This window comes from Pseudomonas sp. NPDC090592 (genome assembly GCF_044769185.1).
Classification (GTDB): Bacteria; Pseudomonadota; Gammaproteobacteria; order Pseudomonadales; family Pseudomonadaceae; genus Aquipseudomonas.
The window spans coordinates 21,663-45,278 of the sequence record NZ_JBIVXJ010000010.1 but is presented as its reverse complement, the minus strand read 5'-3'; the positions used below and the strand labels follow the sequence as shown (position 1 = coordinate 45,278).

Genomic DNA, 23,616 nt, shown 5'->3' with positions numbered 1-23,616 from the left:
GGGGAGTTTGTCTCGGAATATATCAGTGCTCGGCGAAAACCACGGTACGCGCCGCCACCACCAGACAATCGGTCAGCTCTGGCGAGGAAAACTTGGTCAGGATGGCGTTGGCCCCGGCCTGGGTCGCCTTTTCGCTGCTCATGGCGCTGTCCAGCGAAGTGTGCAGCAGCACGTACAGGTGCTGGAAGTCTGGCGTTTCGCGCAGGGTGCGGGTGAAGGCGTAGCCGTCCATCTCGCTCATTTCGATGTCGGAGACGATGATGTTGATTTCCTGCGCGGTGCCTTGCAGTTCCAGTAACACGTTGATGGCGTCCTTGGCGCTGCGCGCGGTGTGGCATTCGATGCCCAGGTTGCGCAGGGTGTGCACCGACTGCTGCAGGGCTACCTGGCTGTCGTCCACTACCAGGATGTTGGCGGCGGCCAGGAGGCTGGCATCCTCATCGCTCAAGGTGCCGTGATGCGGCTCGGCTACCGGTGGGGCGATGGCGTGGATGACTTTCTCGATGTCCAGCACCTGCACCAGGGTGTTGTCCACGCGGGTCACGCCTGTGATGAACGAGCGGTTGCCTGAACCGAAGGGCGGCGGTTTGATATCGGTGCTCAGGCAATGCACGATGCGGCTGACCGCCTGCACATGCAGGCCCTGGCGCGAGCGGCTGATCTCGGTGACGATCAGGCAGCCGCCCTGCGGGTCTTCCAGCGGCCGCTCGCCAATGGCGCGGGACAGGTCGATGACCGACAGCGAATGGCCGCGCAAGGTCGCGACGCCTTTTACGTGGGGGTGCGCTTCGGGCAGCTTGGTCAGCGGCGGGCAGGGGATGATCTCGCTGACCTTGAGCAGGTTGATTGCCATCAACTTGCCGCTGCGCAGGGTGAACAGCAGCAGCGACAGCGAGTCCGCGCGGGCATTTTGCGTGGCCATGGTGACCTTCGGTGGGGAACAGGGGATAACCGGTTATCGGCCTGTTCGGGCTGGGCTTTAGGCATTTTGCACAGCCCGAAGGAATACTCGGGACCCTGTGGGAGCGGGCAAGCCCGCGAAGAGTGCGACGCGGTGCATGGCACCGGCTTTGCCGGTGTTCGCGGGCATGCCCGCTCCCACAGGGGGGGCGTGTGAACGCCTGGGTCAGCGTTCGCGCAGGGCCTCCTTGGCCCGGTTCAGCGGCTTGATCAGGTAGTCGAGAATGGTCTTTTCCCCGGTACGGATATCCACCGTGGCAATCATCCCCGGCACGATCGCAAAGTGCTTGCCGGCCTTGTTCTGCAAGCTGTCCTGTTCGGTGCGGATGAACACCCGGTAGTAATAGATCTCCGGCTTCACTTCATCCTGCAAGGTATCTGGCGAAATCCCCACCACCTTGCCATCCAGCCCGCCGTACACCGAGTAGTCATAGGCACTGATCTTGACCTTGGCCGCCTGGTCCGGGTGGATGAAGGCAATGTCGCGCGGGGCGATGCGGGTTTCTATCAGCAGGCGTTCGTCCATTGGCACGATCTTCATCACCTGGCCGCCCGGCTGCACCACGCCGCCCAGGGTGTTGACCTCGATGTCCTTGACGATGCCGCGTACCGGTGAGCGCAGGGTCAGGCGGGTGAGCGAGTCGCTGCGCCCACGGATCACCTCCGACAGGCTGTCGGCCTCGGCGCTGGCCTTGGCCAGCTCTTCCCGGGCGCGTACCAGGTAGTCGGAGCGCGCCTCGTTTGCCTTCAGTTCCAGTTCCGAACGCTGGCGGTTCAGGCGGATCACCTCGACCCGGCTGGAGGCGCCCATCTTGGCCAGGTTTTCGGTGATCTTCAGCTCGCTGCGCACCAGTTGCAGCGAATCCTCGATGCCGGCCAGGGTCTGCTCCAGGCCGCGACGGCGGGTCTGGTACAGGGCGGTTTCAGCGTCTATCAGGTCGGGTGAGTCGCGCAGGCTTTCGGGGAACGTCAGCGGCTTGCCAGTCACCTCGGCCTGCAAACGGGCCTGGCTGGCCTTGGCGGCGCGGTACTTGGCTTCGCTTTCGCCAACGCTGGAAGCGGTCTTGGTCGGGTCGAGCTGGGCCAGCACCTGGCCGCGCTCCACCAGGTCGCCTTCGGCCACGCTCATCTGCGCGACGATGCCGCCTTCGAACGACTGGATCACCTGCTCGCGCGAGCTGGGGATGACCTTGCCGGTGCCGGTGGACACTTCGGTTACCTCGAACCAGGCCGCCCAGGCCAGGAACGCCGCCAGCATCAGCGCGCAGATGGTGATGATGCGGCCGGCGCGGAATACCGCCTGGTCGTCCTGCCCGTCCAGGTAGGAGGCCGGGAGTTCATGGTTGCTCATGCCTGCGCTCCTTGCAGTTTGGCCATTGCGGCATCACGTGTGTCGTCGATGACGATGCGCCCGCCATCCAGCACCACGATGCGGTCGACCCGTTGCAGCACGCTCAGGCGGTGGGTGGCGATCACCAGGGTGCGGCCCTGACAGAAGCGCTCCAGGTTATCCAGCAGCTTGCGTTCGGTCAGGTCGTCCAGCGATGCGGTCGGCTCGTCCAGCAGCAGTACCTGCGGTTGACGTACCAGCAGCCGCGAAAGCACCAGCGCCTGGCGCTGGCCGCCCGACAGGCCCAGGCCACCTTCCAGGATCAGGTGATCCATGCCTTTGGGCAGACGGCGCACGAAGTCCAGTGCCCCCGTGGCGGCGAGTGCGGCCACCAGCTCCTGGTCGCTGGCCTGGCCGGCGCCCAGGGTGAGGTTTTCCCGCAGGGTGCCGTGGAACAGCCGGGCATACTGCGGCAGCAGGCCGACGTCACGGCGCAGGTCGGCAGGGTCGAGGTGGGCCATGGCGATGCCGTCCAGGCTGACCTCGCCCTGCACCAGGTCCATGGCTCCGCCCAGGGCTTGCAGCAGGGTCGATTTGCCGGCGCCGTTGCGGCCGAGCACGGCAATGCGCTCGCCCGGTTGAATGTCCAGTTGGCCGATGTTCAATACTGGCGGGGACTCTTCGCTGTAGCGGAAGTTGGCCTGGCGCAGGCGGTATTCGCCGCGGATGGCCGGCAGGTGTACGCGGGCTTCGCCCTCGGGGTGGTCGACCGGCGACTGCATCAGCTTGTCCAGGCCCTGCAGCGCCACCTTGGCCTGTTGCCAGCGGGTCAGCACGTGGGTCAGCTGGGCCAGCGGCGCCATCATCCGCGACGACAGCATGGATGCCGCCACCAGGCTACCGGTGGTGAGGTCGCCGGCGATCACCATGGGTGCGCCGATGACGATGACCACGGCAAACACCGCGCCTTGCACGTTCTGCGTCCAGGTCACCAGGCCGTTGGTCAGGGTACGCAGGCGCAGGTTGGTGTGCGCACAGGCGGCGTTGTACTGGTTCCACTGGCGCTCGAAGCGTGCTTCGGCCTGCAGTGCCTTGATCTCGTCCAGGCCCTGGATACTTTCCACCAGCATGGCATTGCGCAGCGCAGACTCGCGCATCGAAGCATTGGCCAGCCGCGCCAGGCGCCGTTGTGCCAGCAGCCCGGGCAGCACCATGGCCAGCAGCGCCACCAGCGGGATGAACACCAGCACCCCGCCGATCAGCCAGAACACGAACAGGAACAGCAGGAAGAACGGCAAGTCGGCCAAGGCCGTGGCGGTGCTGGAAGTGATCAGGTCACGGATCGACTCCAGCTCGCGCAGCTGCGAAATGAACGAGCCGGTGGATTTCGGCCGCACCGAGTTACGCAGGCGCAGGGCATGGCCGTAAACCAGGTCGCTCACCCGCAAGTCGGCGCGCTTGCCCAGCAGGTCGGTCACCTTCAGCCGCAGCAGGCGCATGCTGAAATCGAACACCAGCGCCAGTACCACGCCGCCAAACAGCACGTACAAGGTGGGCAGCGATTCGGCCGGGATCACCCGGTCGTACACCTGCATCGAGAACAGCACCCCTGCCAGCGCCAGCACGTTGGCCACCAGCGAGGCGACTATCACCTGGCCATAGGGGCGCAGGTCGCGCAGCACGATGCGGGCGAACCAGTGGCGGTCGTAAGGCGCGGTGTAGTCGTCGGTGCGCACGTCACGCAATGGCCGCGCCGGGCGCAGCAGGGCGACCCGGTTGATGCGGCCCTTGAGGGTGTCGCGCGGCAGGCGCGAGGTCAGGCCCTGGTCGCCGGCGAACACCACCGCCAGGTCATCTTCTTCGGTGACCGACTCGACCACCGCCAGCTGGCCATCGTCCAGCTCCAGCACCAGCGGCGTGCGCCACTGCCGCAGGCCCTTGGCATCGAAGCGCACGAAGCGCAGCGCCAGCCCGGCCTGGCGGGCCATGTGCCGGAGGATTTCGTCCAGTGGGCGGGCGTCCTCGACGGCGGCCAGGCGAATGCGCTGGGGCGACACGTCGAGGCGGTAGTGGTGCGCCACCTGCAGCATCACCTCCAGCCAAGGCCCCAGATCAGGCCGATGCGGCTGCTCGGCCGCTGAAGCAGCAGGTTGGGTGGGCAGGGTCACATTGATCGAATCACTCATGGCTGGATCTCCACACCTTGCAGGTTGCGCCCGTCAAGGCCAAAGGCCGTGCGCAGGGCGCCGGTGTTGTACAGGCAGTCGACATCCAGGCGCAGCAGGTCGGAGCGGGTGCCGGCAAGTTCGAAGCGTGACTGGTATATCTCCTGCTCGGCGTTGAGCAGGTCGAGCAGGGGCCGGGTGCCAAGGTCCAGGTACTGGCGGCCATACAGCATGCGCGCCTCCTGGATGCTGACCTGGCGCGCTTCCAGCGAGCTCAGCCGGCGCCCCAGACCGGAAGTTTGCGCCATGGCCTCGGCCAGGCCGCGACGGGCTTGCAGGCGTGCGGCGTCCTCGGCGGAGTCGGCAGCGGTCAGGGCATGGCTGGCGGCGCGGCTGCGGGCACTGATGGCGCCGCCCTGGTAGATGGGTACCTCGACGTTCAGGTAGATACCCGCCTGGGTGCGGTCCATGCGCGAGTTGTCGCGGTTGTAGTCGTTGTCCAGGTAGTGATTGACCTGCGGTTGCAATGAAACGGTCGGGTAGGCCTCGGCCTTGGCCTGGGCCAGTTCGGCCTGGCCCTGGGCACGCTGGGCCAGGGCCATCAGCACGGCGGGCAGGCGGTCATCGCCTTGCGAGGGGCGCTTGCAGGCCTGGTTCAACGCGGGAGGTGACTCTTCGGCCAGTGCCGGTGGGGTCACGCGGCCCATCAGCGCCGCCAGGGTCGAGCGCCAGCGTTCGTACTGCGACTGGTACTCCTCCAGCGTGGCCCGGGCGCTTTCCACCCGGGACTCGGCCTGCACCACGTCGGAACGGGTGCTGGCGCCCATGTCGCTGCGCTGGCGGGCCATGCCGGCAATATCGCCGACCCCGCGGATCTGGTCGCGGGCAATGGTCATCAGTTGCTCGTAGCGGCGGGTTTCGATCCAGGCATAGGCGGTGTCACGGGCCAGGTCATCCACCACCAGCAGGATATTGGCCTGGGCGCGTGCAGCGGCGGCCTGGGCGGCGCTGACGGCGCTGTCGACCTTGCCGAAGTCGTAGAGCATCTGCTTGAGCGACAGGTTGAGGGCCTGGCTGTTGCGGTCGCCGCCATAGCCGGTGTCGTAACCGGTGCGGATACCGCCGGAAATCTGCGGGTAATACCCCGCGCGGGCGACGTTGATGCCTTCGCCCTGCTTGTACAGGTTGCCGATGGCTTCGGCGATGCTCGGGTGCCACTGCGCAGCTTGCAGCACTGCGTCGGTCAGCCCCAGGCGTTCGCCACTGGCGACCGGGGCCATGCCGATGGCCGGGCGGGCAGGCACCGCTTCGGGCGCATCGCGTAACAGCGAGGGCCCGATGTGGCGCAGTTGAGGGTCTATATCATCGGCTGCCTGGGCAACCGGGTGGAAGTTGAGGGCCAGGAGCCCGAAGGCTCCCAGCAACAGCGGTGACAGCGGACTGCTTCGCTTCACATAGTTCCCTTACTGCTGGTCGTCCATGCCGCCGGGCGTTTGCCCGGCGGGTTTGCAGCGGCCTCAGACAACGTGGATACCGTTCTGCACCCAGAGCTGGTGGCTCGGATCCTCCTGCGCCGTATATTGGTTATAGTCGAGCCCGTCGGCAGTTTGGTTCCCGACCAGGCTCCAGTTGTCCGTCATGTGCACCGAGTCGTTCGTGTCCCCCTTGATGATCAGTGTGTTGTTGCCGGTTTCGGTAATGGCCACCACGTCGGCCAGGTTCAGGGTCAGGGCCACCGAACTGGTGTCGTTGAGGTCGATGATTTCGATGTCGTGCACGCGCCCGACCAGGTTGCCCAGGTCGATGCTGGCATCGCCGCCGCCCCATTGCAGGGTATCGGTGCCGGTGCCGCCGTCGACGCTGGCGAAGTTCTGGTCGACGATCACCAGGGTATCGTCACCCGCGCCACCTTCCAGGGTGATGTGCCCGCCCTGGCTGCCCACCAGGTGATCGTTGCCGTCGGTGCCGGCGATTACGTCGCTGGCGGCGGCCACGCTGGCCAATGCGACTGCCTCGTCACCGCTGTCGGCCACCAGCGAACTGAAGGTGGTGAGGCCGGCAGCGTTGTCCAGGTTGATGGTAAGCGTTGCCGTGTCGGTGGTGCCGTTGGGGTGGGTCAGCGAGTAGGTGAAAGTGTCGTGCTGGCCGAGCGCCGCCGAGGTGAGCCCCGCGTTGAGGTTGTAGGTATAGCTGCCATCCGCGTGCACCAGCAAGGTGCCGTAGGTGCCGGCCACGCTCACCCCGTTGTAGCCCGGGATGGTGTAGGTGTTGGCCGCTGTCAGTACGCTCAGCACGGTCAGTGCCGAGCCCACGTTGTCGTCGGTCAACAGGTTGCCGGTCGCAGCCGTCGCGCCGCTGACCACGAATTCGGTCAGGTGCGTGGTGGTGGCGTTGACACTGGTGGTGATCGAACTGGCCAGGCCGATGCCACCGGCGGTGACCCGCACGTGGTAGGTGCCGGCGCCCTGGTTCTGGAAGGTATACCCTGCGCCGCCACCGAGCAGGCTGATCAGCGAGCCACCGTTCACCGACTGCACCAGCACGTACTGGCCGGTGGCCGGGTTGAGCTTGAGCAGTTCGATGGTGGTGCCGTTGAGCAGGCTCAGCAGGTTGGTGGAGTTGACCACCACTTGCAGGTTGGCCGTGGTATCGGCGGCCACCGTGGTGGTGTAGGTGGCCTGCCGTGAACCGATCAGTGGCAAGGTCAGCGAGCCCAGCGTACTGCTGCTGGTATCTACCCGGTTGGCCAGGGTCAGGTGGCTGAAGCCGACATCGTTGACTGCGTCGACCACCGTGGCCGGCGCGCCGTAGTTGGTGTCGCTCCAGATCTCCGTCGCCTGTGGGCTGTCGATGCGTACGTACAGGTTGGCCGCATCGGACAGACCGTTCGGGTGCACCAGCTGGTAGCTGAACACATCGACCTTGCCGACGCTGGCCGGGCTGCCGTTCGGCGTGTAGGTGTAGCTGCCGTCCCCGCGGATCACCAGGGTGCCGTACAGGCCCTGCACCGTGGTGGCGGTGCCGGCCGCGACGTAGCTGCCACCTTTGAGCACTTGCAGCACGGCCAGGCTGTCGGGGCCACGGGCATCGACGGTGCCATCGGTGCCGACGTCGGTGATGACGTTGCCCGAGGTGGCGGTGCCGGTGCCGGTGAACTGGGTCAGGCTGGTGGCCGTGATATCCAGCGCGGTGGTGACCTGGGTGATCAGGCCTATGCCGCCGCTGCCCACGGTCAGGCGGTAGTCGCCCGCTTGCAGGCTACCAATGTCCACCTGCAGCCCGATAGGCAGCACGATCAGGTCGAGCAGCCCCTGGGTGTTGCCGGTGGCGAGGGTTATCCAGGCACCGGCCGCGTTCTTGACCTGCAGGGTGAACGTGGTGTTGTTGAGCAGTGCCAGCACGCTGTTGGTGGTCAGCGTCAGGGTCGGGTCGACCGTGGTGCCGGCCGCAACCGTCCAGGTGTAGGTCTTGGTGAAGCCCGACAACAGCGTGGTGAAGCTGTCGGTGTAGGTCTTGGTGGCGCTGACCGGTACCAGGTTGACGGTAGCCGTTGCCAGGTTGTCGCTGGCAATGACTGGCGCGTTGGCATCCACATCCGGCGCGGTGATGTTGACGTTGCCCGACACGTTGCCGCGTGGGTCGGCCAAGGTTACCGAGAGGATCTGGCCGTTGTCCTGTGGCGGGCTCAGGGTGACGGTGAAGGTGCCGTTCGGCTGCACCGTTGCGGTTTGCAGCACGGTACCGCTGGCGCTGCGCACGGTCACCGTGGCACCGACTTCGCCGGTACCGGTCAGGGTACCGCCGTCGGCACTGATCACCAGGTTGCCGGCCGCGGCAGGCGGGGTCAGGTCCGGTGCGGTCAGCGCGGTGCCGGTGGACACGTTGCCGGCGGCGTCGGTGAGGGTGACGCTGAGCGCCTGGTTGTCGATCTGTGCGGCGGCCAGGCTGACCACGAACAGGCCGTTGCTGCCCACCGTCGCAGTCCCCAGCACGGTACCGGCGCTGTTGCGCACGGTGACCGTGCTGCCGACCTGGCCCGAACCACTGACCGAGGTGCCGTTGGCGTTGATGGAGGCCAGCGGCGCGGCCGGCGCAGTGGTGTCCGGGGCCGTCAGGCTGGTGCTGGCAGACAGGTTGCCGGCCGCATCGGCCTGGCGCACCACCAACAGTTGTCCGTCGTTCTGCGCAGTAGTCAGGGTGATGCTGAAGGTGCCGTTGGCCTGCACCACACCGCTACCGACCTGGCCGTTCGGGCCTTGTACGGTGACGGTTGCACCTGCTTCACCGGTACCGGTGAGTACGGTGCCCGCGCCGTTGATGGTGACGTTGGTCGGTGCTGCCGGTGGCTGCAGGTCGGCGGCGGTGTAGCTGGTGCTGCCAGAGATATTGCCCGTGGCGTCGGCCTGGCTCACGCCCAGCACCTGGCCGTTGAGTTGCGCGGCGTTGAGGTTGACGGTGAACACGCCACCGGCGTTCACCAGGCCGCTCCCCAGCACGTTACCCAAGGCATCGCGCACAGTCACCGTGGCCCCGGCCTCGCCGGTACCGCTCAGCACCAGGCCGTTGGTCGACAGGCTGGTTACCAGCGGGTTGGCCGGCGGGGTGATGTCGGCTGCCTGCACAAACGTTGGCTGCGACTCGCCGCCGACCAGCGCCACGGCTGTCACCGAGAGGTGCTGGCCGTTGAGCTGGGCTGCGTTGAGCGTCAGCGTGAAGGTGCCGTTCAGCGTCGCGCCCCCGGTGCCGATCAGGTTGCCTGCGGCATCGTACACGCGGATGCCAACGCCGCTTGGCGCGTTGCCCGTCAGGGTCAGGCCGTCGCCGCCGAGAATCACGTTGGTCGGTGGTACCGGCGGTGCGATCAGCGGGGTGACGTAGGTCGCTACTGCCGACGTGTTGATGCCGTCGGACTGTGTGATTGCCAGGGTGGCCAGCGAACCCGCTGCCGGCGTCAGGGTGATCTGGAAGTTGCCCGCAGCATCGACCGTGCCGGTGCCGATCACTGTCCCCCCGAGGCTGACAGTGACCGCGGCATTGGCCTCGCCCTTGCCGGTCAGCACGTTGAAGGTGTTGTTGATCGCCAGGTTGGTGACGATGGCGGGTGGCGAGGTGTCGTTGGTCTGGTAAGGCGCAGGCACCGAAACGTTGCCGGCATCGTCAGTGGACACCACGGAGAGCAGCTGGCCGTTGTTCTGCGCCGGGCTGATCGGCACGGTGAACTGGCCGTTCGCACCCACTTCCACGGTGCCTACGACGCTGTTGTCCGGCCCGCGAACGGTGATGGTGCTGCCGGCTTCGGCGGTACCGGTCATCGACGTGCCGGCGGCATTGAGCAGCAGGTTGCTCGGCTGCACCGGTGGCGTCAGGTCTGGCGCAGTCACCAGCAGTGGCGACGATGGGTTGCCGGTGGCGTCCTGGGCGATCAGGGTCAGTTGCTGGCCGTTGATCTGTGGGCTGGTCAGGTCAACCACGAAGGTGCCGTCCGGATCGACCGTCACCTGGCCCAGCAGGTCGCCATTGTTGTTGATCACGGTAACCCGGGTGCCGGCCTCGGCGGTACCGATCAGCTGGGTGCCGCTGTCGTTGATGCTGGCAATGACGGTTGCCGGTGGCGTGATGTCCACCGCCGTTACCGTGCTGATCGGCGACACGTTGCTGCTGGCGTCGGTCAGGGTCACCTGCAACACCTGGCCGTTGAGCTGGGCCGCATCCAGGTTGACCGTGAAGGTGCCGTTTGCGGCGACTGTGGCAGTACCGATTTCAGTGCTGCCGACATACACGCGCACCGTGGTGCCCGCTTCGCCGATGCCGGCCAGTACATCGCCTGCTGCATTGAGCCGCAGCTCGGTTGCCGCAGCTGGCGGTGTGTGGTCCGGTGCCAGCACGCTGACCGGTTCGCTGACGTTGCCGGGTGGGTCGGCCTGCAGCACCGACAGCACCTGGTTGTTGATTTGCGCGGGGCTCAGCTCGACGCGGAAGCTGCCGTCGGCCAGTACCGTGCCGGTGCCCAGTACGGTACCGGCGGCGTTGCTCACGATTACCGTGGCGCCGGCTTCGCCCAGGCCGCTGACCACGCTGCCATCGGCATTGATCACCACTTGGGTGAGCGGGGCTGGCGGGGTGAAGTCCGGGGTCAGCAGGGTGGCTACCGCCGACACGTTGCCGGCGGCATCGGTCTGGGTGAAGCTGAGCAATTCGGCGTTACCCAGCGCCGGGGTCAGGGTGATGCTGAAGTGGCCACTGGCATCGACGGTGGCGCTGCCGATCTGTGCACCGCTCGGGTCGGTCACGGTCACCAGCGCGCCGGCTTCGCCGCGACCGGTCAGGGTGACGCCATCCCCGGATACCGCCAGTTCGCTCGGGGCCACCGGCGGCGTGGTATCCGGCGCGGTAATGGCGCTGGCGGCGGACTGGTTGCCCGCCGCGTCGGTCAGCACCACGTGCACCTGCTGGCCGTTGGCTTGCGGTGAGGTGAGGTTGACCTGGAAGGTGCCGTCGGCACGTACTACGGCGGTACCCAGCACGCTGCCATCGGCGGCCAGTACCTGTACGTTGGCACCGGCTTCGCCGCTACCGTTGAGCAGGCTGCCTCCCCCGGCAAAGGCCAGGTTTTCAGCGGCATCCGGCGCCACGCGGTCGGGGGCGGTGAGGCTGACGCTGTTGGACTCGTTGCCGGCCGCGTCGGACTGGGCGGCGCTGAGCTGTTCGCCGTTGATCTGCGCGGCACTGAGGTTGGCGCTGAAGTTGCCGTTGGCATCGACCACGGCGGTGCCCAGGTCGATACCGCCCTCACCGATCACGGTGACGGTGGCACCCGGTTCGCCGCGGCCACTGAGCACCAGGCCGTCGTTGGACAGCACCAGGTTGGTCAGCGGTTGTGGTGCGGTGGTGTCCGGTGCCAGCAGGGTGGCAGGCAGCGATACCGTGCCATCGCTGCCCGTTGCGCTGACGTGCAGCACTTCGCCGTTGGCCTGGGCACTGCCGAGGTTGACCGTGAAGGTGCCGTCGTTGGCCACCGGGCTGCTGCCCAGCAGTACGCCGTTGGGGCCATACACCTTGACCGTGCTTGCGGCGGTGGCGGTACCGGTTACCGACAGGCCGTCTGCAGCCAGCACCAGGTTGCCCGGCGTGGCCGGGGCCAGAACCCCCGGTGCGGTAACGCTTTGCGCAGGGGAGGCGTTCTGTGCAGCATCGGCCTGCACCACGCTGAGGCTTTCGCCAGTGAACGCCGCGGGCGACAGGGTGACGCTGAAGCTGCCATCGGCGGCGACGGTAGCGGTGCCCAGCACGGTACCGTCCGGAGCGCGCACGGTGACCGTGGCTGCGGCTTCACCGTGGCCGGTCAGGGTAGCGCCGTCGGCGGACACCGCCAGGTTGCTCACAGCGGCTGGGGGCGTGGTGTCGGCTGCCGTATACGGCGCAGCCGGCGACACGTTGCCCGCCGCATCGGTGGCGGTTACCTGCAAGGTCTGGCCGTTGGTCTGGGCAGTGCCCAGGGTGATCTGGAAGGTGCCGTTGTTACTGGCCACCGTGGTCCCCAGCACGTTGCCGCTGGCATCGCGCACGGTCACGGTGCTGCCGGCTTCGGCGTTACCGCTCAGTTGCAGGCCGGTACCCGACAATACCAGTGCCGTCGGCGCTGCCGGTGGGGTGAAGTCCGGTGCGGTCACTGCCACGGCGGTGGAGGTATTGTTGGCCGCATCGGTCTGGGTCACGCTCAGGTGCTGGGCATTGAGCTGGGCACTGGTGAGGGTGAGGGTGAAGCTGCCATTGGCTGCCACCAGGCCGGTGCCGATGATGGTGCCGTCCGGGCCGCGCACGGTGACGCTGGCGCCTGCTTCGCCGAGGCCGGTCAGGGTCAGGCCGTTGTTGTTCAGCGCCACGTTGGTCAGCGGCGCAGGCGGGGTCAGGTCCGGGGTCGCCAGGTTGACCGCTGGCGAGGTGTTACCGGCAGCATCCACTTGCGTGACACCGATGGCCTGGCCGGTGGCTTGCGGGGTATCGAAGGTGACCGTGAAGCGGCCATCGGCACCCACGGTCGCCGTGCCGAGTACAGCCCCCGCGGCATTGCGCACCTGCACCGTGGCCCCGACTTCGCCGCTACCGGACAGCTGCCGGCCGTCCTGGCTCAGCACGGGGTTGGTGATTGCAGCAGGCGGTGTACGGTCTGGCGTGGCCAGGCTGGCCGGGCCGGATATGTTGCCCGCGGCATCGCTGAGGGTCACTTGCAGAGGGCTGCCGCTGGTCTGTGCAGCAGGCAGGGTGATCTGGAACTGGCCGCTCTGGTTGACCGTGCCGGTGGCCAGAATGGCACCGCTGGCATCGCGAACCGTGACACTGGCGCCTGCTTCGCCCTGGCCGCTGAGCACGGTAGCCGCGCTGTTGAGGCTGAGGTTGCTGGCCGCCAGCGGTGCCTGCAGGTCGGGCGTCTGCACGCTGGTTGCCAGCGACACGTTGCCGGCTGCGTCGGCCTGGGTGACGATCAGGCTCTGGCCGTTGGCCGTGGTTGGCGCCAGGGTGATGCTGTACAGGCCGTTGCTGCCGACAGTGCCGGTGCCCAGCAGGTTGCCCTGGGCATCGGTGACGCGCACCGTGGCCCCCACTTCGCCCTGGCCGGTAAGCGAACTGCCGTTGGTGCTGAGGTTGGCAGTGGGTGCGTTCGGCGCCGTGGTGTCGTTGGCCACGACGGTGGCCGGCACCGATGGCTGGCCATCGACCGTGGCACGGGCGCTGACCTGCAAGGTCTGGGCATTGAGCTGGGCGTTCTGGAAGAACACACGGAAGCTGCCGTCGCTGCCGACGGTGGCGGTGCCCAGGGTGGTGCCGCCAGAGGTCACGGTGATCAGCGAACCGACGGTGCCGGTACCGGTCAGCAGGAAGCCGTCTGCGCTGATCGCCAGGCCGGCAGGTGTCGCCACTTCGTTGCCGGTCGGGCCTGCCACGGGCACTTCGGTGGAGGTGTTGCCCGCCGGATCGGTGACCACCACGGTGCCGGTGTCGCCAGCGGCAAGAGGTGGGTCGACCGGCACGACGAACGTGCCGTCCGGGCCTGTGGTACCGCTGCCGATCGGGGTGCCGTCGGCGTCACGTACGATCACGGTACTGCCCGGTTCGGCGGTGCCGCCCACCGTGCCGCCATCCGGGCTGACGGTCACACCGGTGGCCGGTTGCGGGTCGGTGGTGTCGGGTGCTGTGGTTGCTACCGGTGCCGAATCGTTACCGGCTGCATCGGTCACCACTACAGTCACGGTTTCGCCGTTGGTCTGCGGCGTGTCCAGCGGCACGCTGAAGCTGCCGTCCGGGTTGACCGGGACGGTGACGACATTGCCCACGCTGTCGGTGACGGTGACCGAACTGGCACCCGGCGCAGTGCCGGTAACAGTCGTGCCGTCTGCGCTGACCGCCACATCGCCGGGCACTGCCGGAGGGGTGATGTCGGGTGCGGTGATCGGGGTGATGTCGGAGACGTTGCCCGCCGCGTCGGTCAGGGTCACTTCCAGCGCCTGGCCATCCAGTTGTGCAGGCGCCAGTGGTACGGTGAAGTTACCACCCGCCGGCACTACCACGCTGCCGAGCAGGTCGCCAGCGGCGTTGCGCACTTCAACGGTGCTGCCCGCTTCGCCAGTGCCCTGGATGGCATTGCCGCCCTGGGTGATGGTGAGGCCTGCCGGTGCGTCCGGTGCGCTGCTGTCGTCGGCAGTGAAGCTGGTCGAAGGCGAGGCGTTGCCACCGCCATCGATCAGCACCACCGACAAGGTTTCACCGTTGGTCTGGGCTGGTGCGATCGGCACTTCGAAGGTGCCGTCGCCGTTCACCTCGATGGTGCCCAGCAAATCGCCGGCCGCGTTGCGCACTTCCACGGTGCTGCCAGGTTCGCCCTGGCCGCTGAGCAGCGTGCCTGCGGCGTTCAGGCCAAGGCCCTGGGCTGGCAGTGGCGCCTCAAGGTCCGGCGCGGTCACGGTGTCGGCAGGCGATGGGTTGCCGGCGTTGTCCGCCTGGCTCACGGTCAAGGTCTGGCCGTTTACCTGCGGCGGGTCGATGGTCACGCTGAAGCTGCCGTCGGGCTGCACGGTGGCGGTGCCTACCACTGCGCCGGCTGTGCCGGTGACGGTGACCTGGGCACCAGGCTCGCCAGTGCCGGTCAGGGTGGAGCCGTCGCCGGAGAGGGTCAGGCCACCTGGAATGGCCGGCGCCTCGGTGTCCGGTGCAGCAAGGTCTACGGCTGCCGACAGGTTGCCGCTCGGGTCACGCTGCTCTACGGTCAGCGCCTGGCCGTTGGTTTGCGCTGTGCCGAGGGTGACTTCGAACGCGCCGCCTGCGCCGACCACCACGCTGCCCAGCACGCTGCCATCCGGCCCGCGCACGGTGACGGTGGCGCCCGGTTCGCCGATACCGGTGACGAGGGTACCGCTATCGTCGATGGCCGGGCTGCCGACCACCTGTGGCGGGGTAGAGTCCGGTGCAGTGAAGTCCACCGGCCCGGCACTGTTGCCCCGGCTGTCGGTGGCATCCACGGTCAGGCTTTCGCCGTTGCGCTGTGGTGCGTTCAGGGTTACGTCGAAGCGGCCGTCGCCGCCCACGGTGGTGGTGCCCAGTACATTACCGTCAGCATCGCGCACGGTGATGATCGAGCCACTCTGGCCCTGGCCGGTCAGGTGCACGCCGGCGCTGTCGATGGCCAGGCCCGAAGGTTGCAGCGGGCCGTCCAGGTCCGGCGCGGTGATGGTCGCCGTCGAGCTGTTGCCGGCGGCATCGCGCAGCACCACGTCCAGTTCCTGGCCGTCGGTTTGCGGTGGGTTGAGCTGCACGCTGATGACCCCGTCGGCGCCGACCTGGGCATTGCCCAGCACGTTGCCCTGGGCATCGGTGACCTGCACCGTGGTGCCGGGCTCGCCGCGCCCGGTGAGGGTGCTGCCATCGTTGCTCAGTTGCAGTTCGCTCGCCTCGTTGGGCGGCGTGATGTCCGGGGCGCTGACCTGGACCGGCAGCGAGGTGTTGCCATCTGCGTCGATCGCCACCACATCCAGCAGTTCGCCGTTGGCCTGGGCAGGTGAGAGACCGATGGTGAAGTTACCGTCGTTGCCAGCCTGGATGCTGCCTATCAGGTTGCCCTGGGCATCGCGCACTTCTACCAGGCTGCCTGGCGGGGCCGAACCGCTGATGGAACTGCCATCGGCAGCCACAACCAGCCCACTCGGGCTGTCCGGTACCGCGGTGGCCGGCACGATGATGGTGAGGCCTACCGAAGGGTTGCCGGCAGCATCGGTCTGCACCAGCACCAGGGCTTCACCGGCAATGACCGGGCTGTCGAGGTTGACCAGGAATGTGCCATTTGCCGAGACGATGCCGGTACCGATGACGCTGCCATTGGCATCGCGCACTTCGACCGTGGCACCGGCTTCGCCGCGCCCGGAAATGACCAGGCTGCCAGCACCCGCAATGACATTGCTGATGATACCTGGGGGGGTGATATCCGGGGTGGCGTAGCTCAGCGGTACAGAGCTGTTGCCGGCTGCATCGGTCACCCTGACCGACACGGTTTCGCCGTTGGCCTGCGCCGGGTTCAGGGTGAGGCTGAAGCTGCCATCCTGCCCGGCGATGGTGCTGCCGATCAGGTTGCCGGAGGCATCGCGCACATCCACCCGCGCACCTGCTTCGGCCGTACCGGTCAGGGTCACGCCATCGGCCAGCGCCAGGCCGGTCGGTTGCAGCGGTGCCACATGGTCGGGTGCAGTCAGCGGGCTTGGTGTGGACACGTTGCCAGCGGCATCGGTCAGGGTTACTTGCAGGGACGAGCCGTCGATCACCGGCGTTGGCAGGGTGACGGTGAAGCTGCCGTCTGCCTGCACGGTGCCGCTGACCAGCACCTGGCCCTGGTCGTTGCGCACTTCCACGGTCGCGCCCGCTTCGCCACGGCCCGAGACGGTACTGCCATCGTTGCTGATGACCAGGTTGCTGGCCGGCTCCGGTGGCGTGGTATCGCCGCCATTGTCGATGATGGGGGCCGTGATCGAGCCGGCCTGCGAGGCATTGCCGGCAACGTCGGTGGCGATGACTTGCAACTGTTCGCCCGCCACTTGCGGCGGGGTGAGGGTGATTTCGAAGGCACCGCTGGCACCGACCACCACGCTACCCAGCACGGTGGTGCCGTCGGCGGCCAGCACGCGCACGGTGCTGCCGGCCTCGGCGCGGCCGCTGACCACGGTACCGTCGGCGGCGATGACCAGGTCGCTTGGCGCGACTGGCGGGGTAATGTCTGGCGCGCTGACCTGCACCGGCAGCGACGAGGTGCCGTTGCTGTCGATGGCCACCACGTCCAGCAGCTCGCCATTGGCCTGGGCCGGGTTGAGCACCACGGTGAAGGTGCCTTCGGCACCGACCACGATGCTGCCGACCAGCGCGCCGTTGGCACCGTGTACTTCCACGCGGCTGCCGGCCGGGGCCGAGCCGCTGATGCTGGTGCCGTCTTCGGCGACCACCAGGCCGCTCGGGCTGGTTGGCGTGACCACCAGTGGCACGTCGTAGGTCAGGGCCTCGGAGGCATTACCGCTCGGGTCGGTCTGCACCAGGCTCAGGCGCGCGCCTGGCAGTGCAGCCGGGTCGAGGTCGAGCAGGAAGGTACCGTTCGCGGTTACCAGGCCACTGCCGATCAGTGTGCCATTGGCATCACGCACTTCGACCGTGGCACCCGCTTCGCCACGACCGCTCAGGGTCAGGCCAGCGGCGCCGACCACGATGTTGCTGACCTCGGCAGGCGGGGTGGTGTCCGGGGCATCGAACTGCAGTGGCGTCGACACGTTGCCGGCAGCATCCACCAGGCGAATGTCGAGTACTTCGCCATTGGCCTGGGCCGGCGACAGGGTAACGCTGAAACTGCCATTTTCGTTGACCAGGCCAGTGCCTATCACATTGCCCGAGGCATCGCGCACCTGCACGGTGGCGCCTGGCTCGCCGCTACCGCTCAGGGTAACGCCGTCGGCCAGGGCCAGGCCGGTCGGCTGGGCCGGCGCCTGCAGGTCCGGGGTTACCACCGAAGCTGGCACAGAGGCATTGCCGGCGGCATCGGTCAGCACCACCTGCAGGGTGCTGCCGTCCTTGACGGGCGGGTCGAGGGTGATCTGGAAGCTGCCATCCGGGTTGACTGTACCGTTGGCCACTACATTGCCCTGGGCATCGCGTACCTGCACGCTGGCACCGGCTTCGCCACGACCGCTGAGCTGGGCGCCGGCCAGGCCGACCACCAGGTTGCTAGCGGCGTCCGGTGGCGTGGTGTCGCCACCGTCGATGTCTGGTGCGGTAACGCTGCCGGCGGTGGAGGCATTGCCGGCAGCGTCGGTGGCAGTAACCTGCAGTACCTCGCCGTTCACCTGCGCCGGGTTGAGGGTAATACTGAAGCTGCCGGTGGCGCCGACTACCACGCTACCCAGCACAGTGGTGCCATCGGCGGCCAGCACGCGCACGGTGCTGCCTACTTCGGCGCGGCCGGTGACCACGCTGCCGTTGGCATTGATTGCCAGTTCGCTCGGTGTGACCGGCGGGGTGATATCCGGGGCGGTAACCTGCACTGGCAGTGAGGATGCACCGCTGCCGTCGATGGCCACCACGTCCAGCAACTCGCCGTTGGCCTGGGCCGGGTTGAGAACGACGGTGAAGGTGCCTTCTGGGCCTACCACCACGCTACCGACCAGGGTGCCGTTGGCATCGTGCACTTCCACACGGCTGCCGGCCGGTGCCGTACCGGTGATGCTGGCGCCATTCGCCGCGATCACCAGGTCGCCCGGGCTGGCCGGGGTGGTGGTCAGCGGTACTTCAAATTGCAGCGCGTCGGAGGCGTTGCCGCTCGGGTCGGTCTGCACCAGGCTCAGTTGCTCGCCCGGCTGCACGGCGGGGTCGAGGTTGACGGTGAAGGTGCCGTTGGCGCCGACGATCACACTGCCGATCAGCGTGCCGTTGGCATCGCGCACTTCGACAGTGGCACCGGCTTCGCCACGCCCGCTGAGTACCAGGCCATCGGCACCGACCACGATGTTGCTGACCGCGGCTGGCGGGGTGATGTCTGGCGCCGTGAACTCAAGCGGCGCCGAGCCGTTGCCGGCGGCATCCACCACACGCACTTCCAGCGCTTCGCCATTGGCCTGGGCGGGGAACAGGGTGACGCTGAAGGTGCCGTCCGGGTTGACCAGGCCGGTGCCGATCAGGTTGCCGGCAGCGTTGCGCACCTGCACGGTGGCGCCAGGTTCGCCGCGGCCGGTGAAGGTGACGCCATCGGCCAGGGCCAGCTCAGTGGGTTGGGCCGGGGCTTGCAGGTCTGGCGAAGCCACCGAGCCGGGTTGCGAGACGTTGCCGGCGGCGTCGGTCAGGGTTACCTGCAAGGTGCTGCCATCGGTGACGGCCGGGCTCAGGGTGATGGCGAAGGTGCCATCCGGGTTGACTGTGCCGTTGGCAATCACATTGCCTGCGGCATCACGCACCTGCACGCTGGCACCGGCTTCGCCACGGCCGCTCAGCTGGCTGCCGTTAGCGTTGACCAGCAGGGCGGTGGGCGCTTCTGGCGGCGTGGTGTCGCCGCCGTCGATGTCCGGCGCAGTGACGCTGCCGGCCGTGGAGGCATTGCCGGCCGCGTCGGTGGCGGTGACTTGCAGTACCTCGCCGTTCACCTGCGGCGGGTCGAGGGTGATGCTGAAGCTGCCGGTGGCGCCAACCACCACGCTACCCAGCACGGTGGTGCCGTCGGCGGCCAGCACGCGTACGGTGCTGCCCGGTTCGGCACGGCCGGTTACCACACTGCCGTCGGCATTGATTACCAGCTCGCTCGGGGCGACAGGTGGGGTGATGTCCGGTGCTGTTATCTGCACCGGCAGCGACGAAGCGCCGCTGCCATCGATGGCCACCACATCCAGCAGCTCGCCATTGGCCTGGGCCGGGTCGAGGGTGACGGTGAAGCTGCCATCAGGGCCTGCCACCACGCTGCCGATCAGCGTGCCGTTGGCATCATGCACTTCCACGCGGCTGCCAGCAGGCGCGGTACCGCTGATGCTGCTGCCGTCCTCGGCGAACACCAGGTCGCTCGGGCTGGCCGGGGCAGTGGTAACCGGCACTTCGAACTGCAGCGCCTCGGAGGCATTGCCGCTCGGGTCGGTCTGCACCAGGCTCAGTTGCTCGCCAGGCTGCACGGCCGGGTTCAGGTCGATGAGGAAGGTGCCGTTTGCCGCAACCACGCCGGTGCCGATCAGCGTGCCATTGGCATCGCGCACCTCGACGGTGGCGCCGGCTTCGCCGCGACCACTCAGGGCCAGGCCGCCAGCGCCGATCACGATGTTGCTGACCGCCGCAGGCGGGGTGATGTCCGGTGCATCGAACTGCAGCGGTGCAGAACTGTTGCCGGCAGCATCCACCAGGCGCACGTCCAGCGCCTCACCGTTGGCCTGGGCAGGCGACAGGGAGAGGCTGAACAGGCCGTCGGCATCAACTATGCCGGTACCGATCACGGTGCCGCTGGCATCGCGTACCTGCACGGTGGCACCTGGCTCGCCACGGCCGTTGAAGGTAACGCCATTGATCAGCGCCAGCTCGGTGGGCTGCGCAGGCGGCTGCAGGTCTGGCGAGGTGACCGAGCCGGGTGGCGAAACGTTGCCGGCGGCATCGGTCAGGGTCACTTGCAGGGCGCTGCCGTCGTTCACCGGCGGGGCCAGGGTGATGGCGAAGCTGCCGTCTGCAGCTACGGTACCGGTGGCCAGGACATTGCCCGCGGCATCCCGTACTTCCACGTTGGTGCCCGGCTCACCGCGCCCGCTCAGGCGGCTGCCGGCCAGGCCGATGACCAGGTCGGTAGGTGCTGCGGGTGGCGTGGTATCGACACCGTCGAGGTCTGGCGCGGTCACTGCACTGGTTGGCGAGGTATTGCCCGCAGCATCGGTGGCAGAGGCTTGCAGCACTTCACCATCAATCTGTGGCGGAGCCAGGTTGATGCTGAACACACCGGTCGGGCCGACCACCGCGGTACCCAGCTCGGTGCCGTCGGCGGCGACGATGCGCACGGTGCTGCCCGGCTCGGCGCGGCCAGTGATGACGCTGCCGTCAGCGCTCACGGCCAGCTCGGCAGGCGCAGCCGGTGCGGTGATATCGGGCGCAGTGATCTGCGTGGGGATGGACGAAACGCCATCGGCATCGATGGCCACCACGTTCAGCAGTTCGCCGTTGGCCTGGGCAGGGTTGAGTTCAATGCTGAAGGTGCCGTCGGCATTGGCAATGGCGCTACCGATCAAGGCGCCGCTGGCGTCGTGCACTTCCACGCGGCTGCCGGCAGGGGCATTACCGGTGAGGGTGGTGCCATCGGCATCGATGGCCAGCCCGCTGGGGCTGACCGGGGCAGTGGTCAGCGGCACATCGTATTCGAGTGGGGCCGAGGCGTTGCCGCTTGGGTCCACCTGCAACAGCGTCAGCTGGTCGCCGGGTTGTACGGCCGGGTCAAGGCTGATCAGGAAGGTGCCGTTGGCCGTGACCACGCCACGGCCCAGCAGGTTGCCATCGGCATCGCGCACCTCCACCGAGGCACCGGCTTCACCGTGGCCACTCAGGGTCGTGCCGCCCGGGCCGACCAGAATGTCGCTGACGGCATCCGGCGGGGTGATGTCCGGGGCGTTGAATTGCAGCGGTGCCGAAGCATTGCCCGCGGCATCCACCAGGCGTACATCCAGCGCTTCGCCATTGGCCTGGGCAGGCGACAGGGTCAGGCTGAACAGCCCGTCGGCGCCTACTATGCCGGTGCCGATGAGGTTACCGGCGGCATCGCGCACCTGCACGGTGGCGCCCGGCTCGCCGCGACCGGTAAAGGTCACGCCATCGGCCAGGGCGAGGTCGGTCGGCTGGGCGGGTGGCAGCAGGTCGGCCGAAGTTACCGAACCTGGCGGCGAGACGTTGCCAGCGGCATCGGTCAGGGTGACTTGCAAGGTGCTGCCGTCTTTCACGGCAGGGGCCAGGGTGACGGCGAAGGTGCCATCTGCGCCGACGGTACCGGTGGCGATGAGGTTGCCGGCGGCGTCACGCACCTGCACGGTGGTGCCGGCCTCGCCACGGCCGCTGAGCTGGCTGCCGGCCAGGCCGATCACCAGGTCGACTGGTGCATCTGGCGGCGTGGTGTCGCCACCGTCGATATCCGGAGCGGTGACCGAGCTGGCCACGGACGTGTTGCCAGCGGCATCGGACGCGGTAGCTTGCAGTACCTCGCCGTCGACTTGTGGCGGGTTGAGGGTGATGCTGAACACACCGGTGGCACCGACTACGGCAGTGCCCAGTTCGGTGCCGTCGGCGCCGACAATGCGCACGGTGCTGCCCGGTTCGGCACGGCCGGTGAGCACGGTGCCATCAGCGCTGACGGCCAGTTCGGTCGGCGCGGCAGGGGCGGTGATGTCCGGGGCGGTGATCTGTGCGGGCAGCGACGACACGCCGCTGTCATCGATGGCAACCACATCGAGCAGCTCGCCGTTGGCCTGGGCCGGGTTCAGTTCGATGCTGAAGCTGCCGTCGGCATTGGCGATGGCGCTGCCGATCAGCGTGCCATTGGCGTCATGCACTTCCACCCGGCTACCGGCTGGGGCGGTACCGGTCAGGATGGTGCCGTCGGCGTCGATAACCAGGTTGCTCGGGCTGTCCGGGGCAGTGGTCAGCGGCACGTCGTATTCGGTCGCCGGCGACACGTTGCCGCTTGGGTCCACCTGCACCAGGCTCAGGTGTTCGCCGGGCTGTGCGGCTGGACTGAGGTCGACCAGGAAGGTGCCGTTGGCACTTACCACGCCGGTGCCGATTACGTTGCCGTTGGCATCGCGTACCTCGACGGTGGCGCCAGGTTCGCCGCGACCGCTCAGGGCTGCGCCACCCGGGCCGACCAGGATGTCGCTGACGGCCTCGGGCGGGGTGATGTCCGGGGCGGTGAATTCCAGTGGGATCGAGCTGTTGCCGGCGGCATCCACCTGGCGGATATCCAGCGCTTCGCCATTGGCCTGGGCGGGCGACAGGGTGAGGCTGAACAGGCCATCGGCGCCAACGGTGCCGCTGCCAATGATGTTGCCGGCGGCATCGCGCACCTGCACGGTGGCACCCGGCTCGCCGCGACCGGTGAGGGTTACACCGTTGGCCAGGGCCAGGTCGGTCGGCTGGTCGGGGGCGGTGGTGTCAGGGTTGTCGACGTCTGGTGCGCTGATGCCGGCAGCCGGCGAGGTGTTGCCGGCTGCGTCGGTGGCGCTGACTTGCAGGGCCTGGCCATCGGTTTGTGGCGGTTGCAGGGTGATGCTGAACAGGCCGTCCGCACCGGCTACCGCAGTGCCCAGCACTGCACCGTCGGCGCCGCGCACGGTAACGGTCGAGCCGGCTTCGGCGCGACCGGTGAGGGTGGTGCCCTGGGCATCGATGGCCAGTTCGGTAGGGGCCAGTGGCGCAGTCACATCCGGGGCGGTGACGGTGCCGGGCGCCGAGACGTTGCCGGCGCCATCGGTCAGGGTGACTTGCAGGTTCTCGCTGTTGACCTGCGGTGGGTTCAGGGTCACGTTGAAGCTGCCATCGGCGGCCACGGTGCCGCTGCCGATGAGGTTACCGGCGGCGTCACGGATGTTCACCGTGGTGCCCGCTTCGCCACGGCCGGTCAGGCGCAGGCCGTCCGGCGATACCAGCAGGTCGATTGGCGTTGCCGGTGCGGTGGTGTCCGGGTCGGAGCCGCCGCTGCTGCCACCACCGCCGTTGTCAGCCGCTGCTGCCGCACCGCCGACACCCAGCAGGCTTAGCCCGGCAATCGCCCAGGTTGGCATGGCGCTACCGGCGGTGCCGATACCCGCGACCAGCTCGTCCAGCGAGGTCACATCTTCGAAGGTGAAGCCGGTGAAGGCCGTTGCATCGTATTGGGCGTGCCACAGGGTGCCGTCTTCGCCGACGAAGACGATGTCGCTGCCGACCCCGGCCTGGTCCACGGCAAAGAAGTTGCCAATGGTGACTTTTTCACCGGACTTCAGGGTCACGATCAGATCTTGCCCACGTTGGGTGACGGTGGCGATCTGGTCGGGGGCAACCGGCATCTGCACGACGCCCGGACCTTTCAGGTTGATGTTGCCCCAGGCGCTCTGAGTGGCGACTTCGGATTGCTTATCGGCGACGACGATGTTTTCCATGGAT

5 protein-coding genes are annotated in these 23,616 nt (G+C 67.7%); all 5 read right to left on the bottom strand.

Translation table 11 applies throughout. The annotated features are described in order from the left end of the window. Window positions 1-22 precede the first annotated feature (22 nt). Window positions 23-922, bottom strand: a complete 900-nt coding sequence (locus tag ACIQUI_RS11060; protein ID WP_403198171.1) for a chemotaxis protein — start codon at window positions 920-922, stop codon at window positions 23-25. Between the two features lie 204 nt (window positions 923-1,126). After that, on the bottom strand, window positions 1,127-2,311 hold the full coding sequence (locus ACIQUI_RS11055; RefSeq protein WP_403198169.1) for an HlyD family type I secretion periplasmic adaptor subunit: 1,185 nt from the start codon (window positions 2,309-2,311) through the stop codon (window positions 1,127-1,129). Next, window positions 2,308-4,476, bottom strand: coding sequence for a type I secretion system permease/ATPase (locus tag ACIQUI_RS11050; RefSeq protein WP_403198166.1), 2,169 nt, complete (start codon window positions 4,474-4,476; stop codon window positions 2,308-2,310). The genes ACIQUI_RS11055 and ACIQUI_RS11050 overlap by 4 nt, the downstream gene beginning before the upstream one ends. After that, window positions 4,473-5,909 carry a TolC family outer membrane protein gene (locus tag ACIQUI_RS11045; RefSeq protein ID WP_403198163.1) on the bottom strand — a complete coding sequence of 479 codons (1,437 nt, stop codon included), beginning with the start codon at window positions 5,907-5,909 and terminating at the stop codon, window positions 4,473-4,475. Before ACIQUI_RS11045 ends, ACIQUI_RS11050 begins: the two co-directional genes overlap by 4 nt. A gap of 63 nt (window positions 5,910-5,972) precedes the next feature. Beyond that, window positions 5,973-23,612, bottom strand: coding sequence for a BapA/Bap/LapF family large adhesin (locus ACIQUI_RS11040; RefSeq protein WP_403198161.1), 17,640 nt, complete (start codon window positions 23,610-23,612; stop codon window positions 5,973-5,975). Window positions 23,613-23,616 lie beyond the last annotated feature (4 nt).

Excerpts from the sequence above, each read along its gene's own strand:
- ACIQUI_RS11060 (WP_403198171.1), bottom strand. The coding sequence starts at position 922 with ATGGCCACGCAAAATGCCCGCGCGGACTCGCTGTCGCTGCTGCTGTTC.
- ACIQUI_RS11055 (WP_403198169.1), bottom strand. The coding sequence starts at position 2,311 with ATGAGCAACCATGAACTCCCGGCCTCCTACCTGGACGGGCAGGACGAC.
- ACIQUI_RS11050 (WP_403198166.1), bottom strand. The coding sequence starts at position 4,476 with ATGAGTGATTCGATCAATGTGACCCTGCCCACCCAACCTGCTGCTTCA.
- ACIQUI_RS11040 (WP_403198161.1), bottom strand. The coding sequence starts at position 23,612 with ATGGAAAACATCGTCGTCGCCGATAAGCAATCCGAAGTCGCCACTCAG.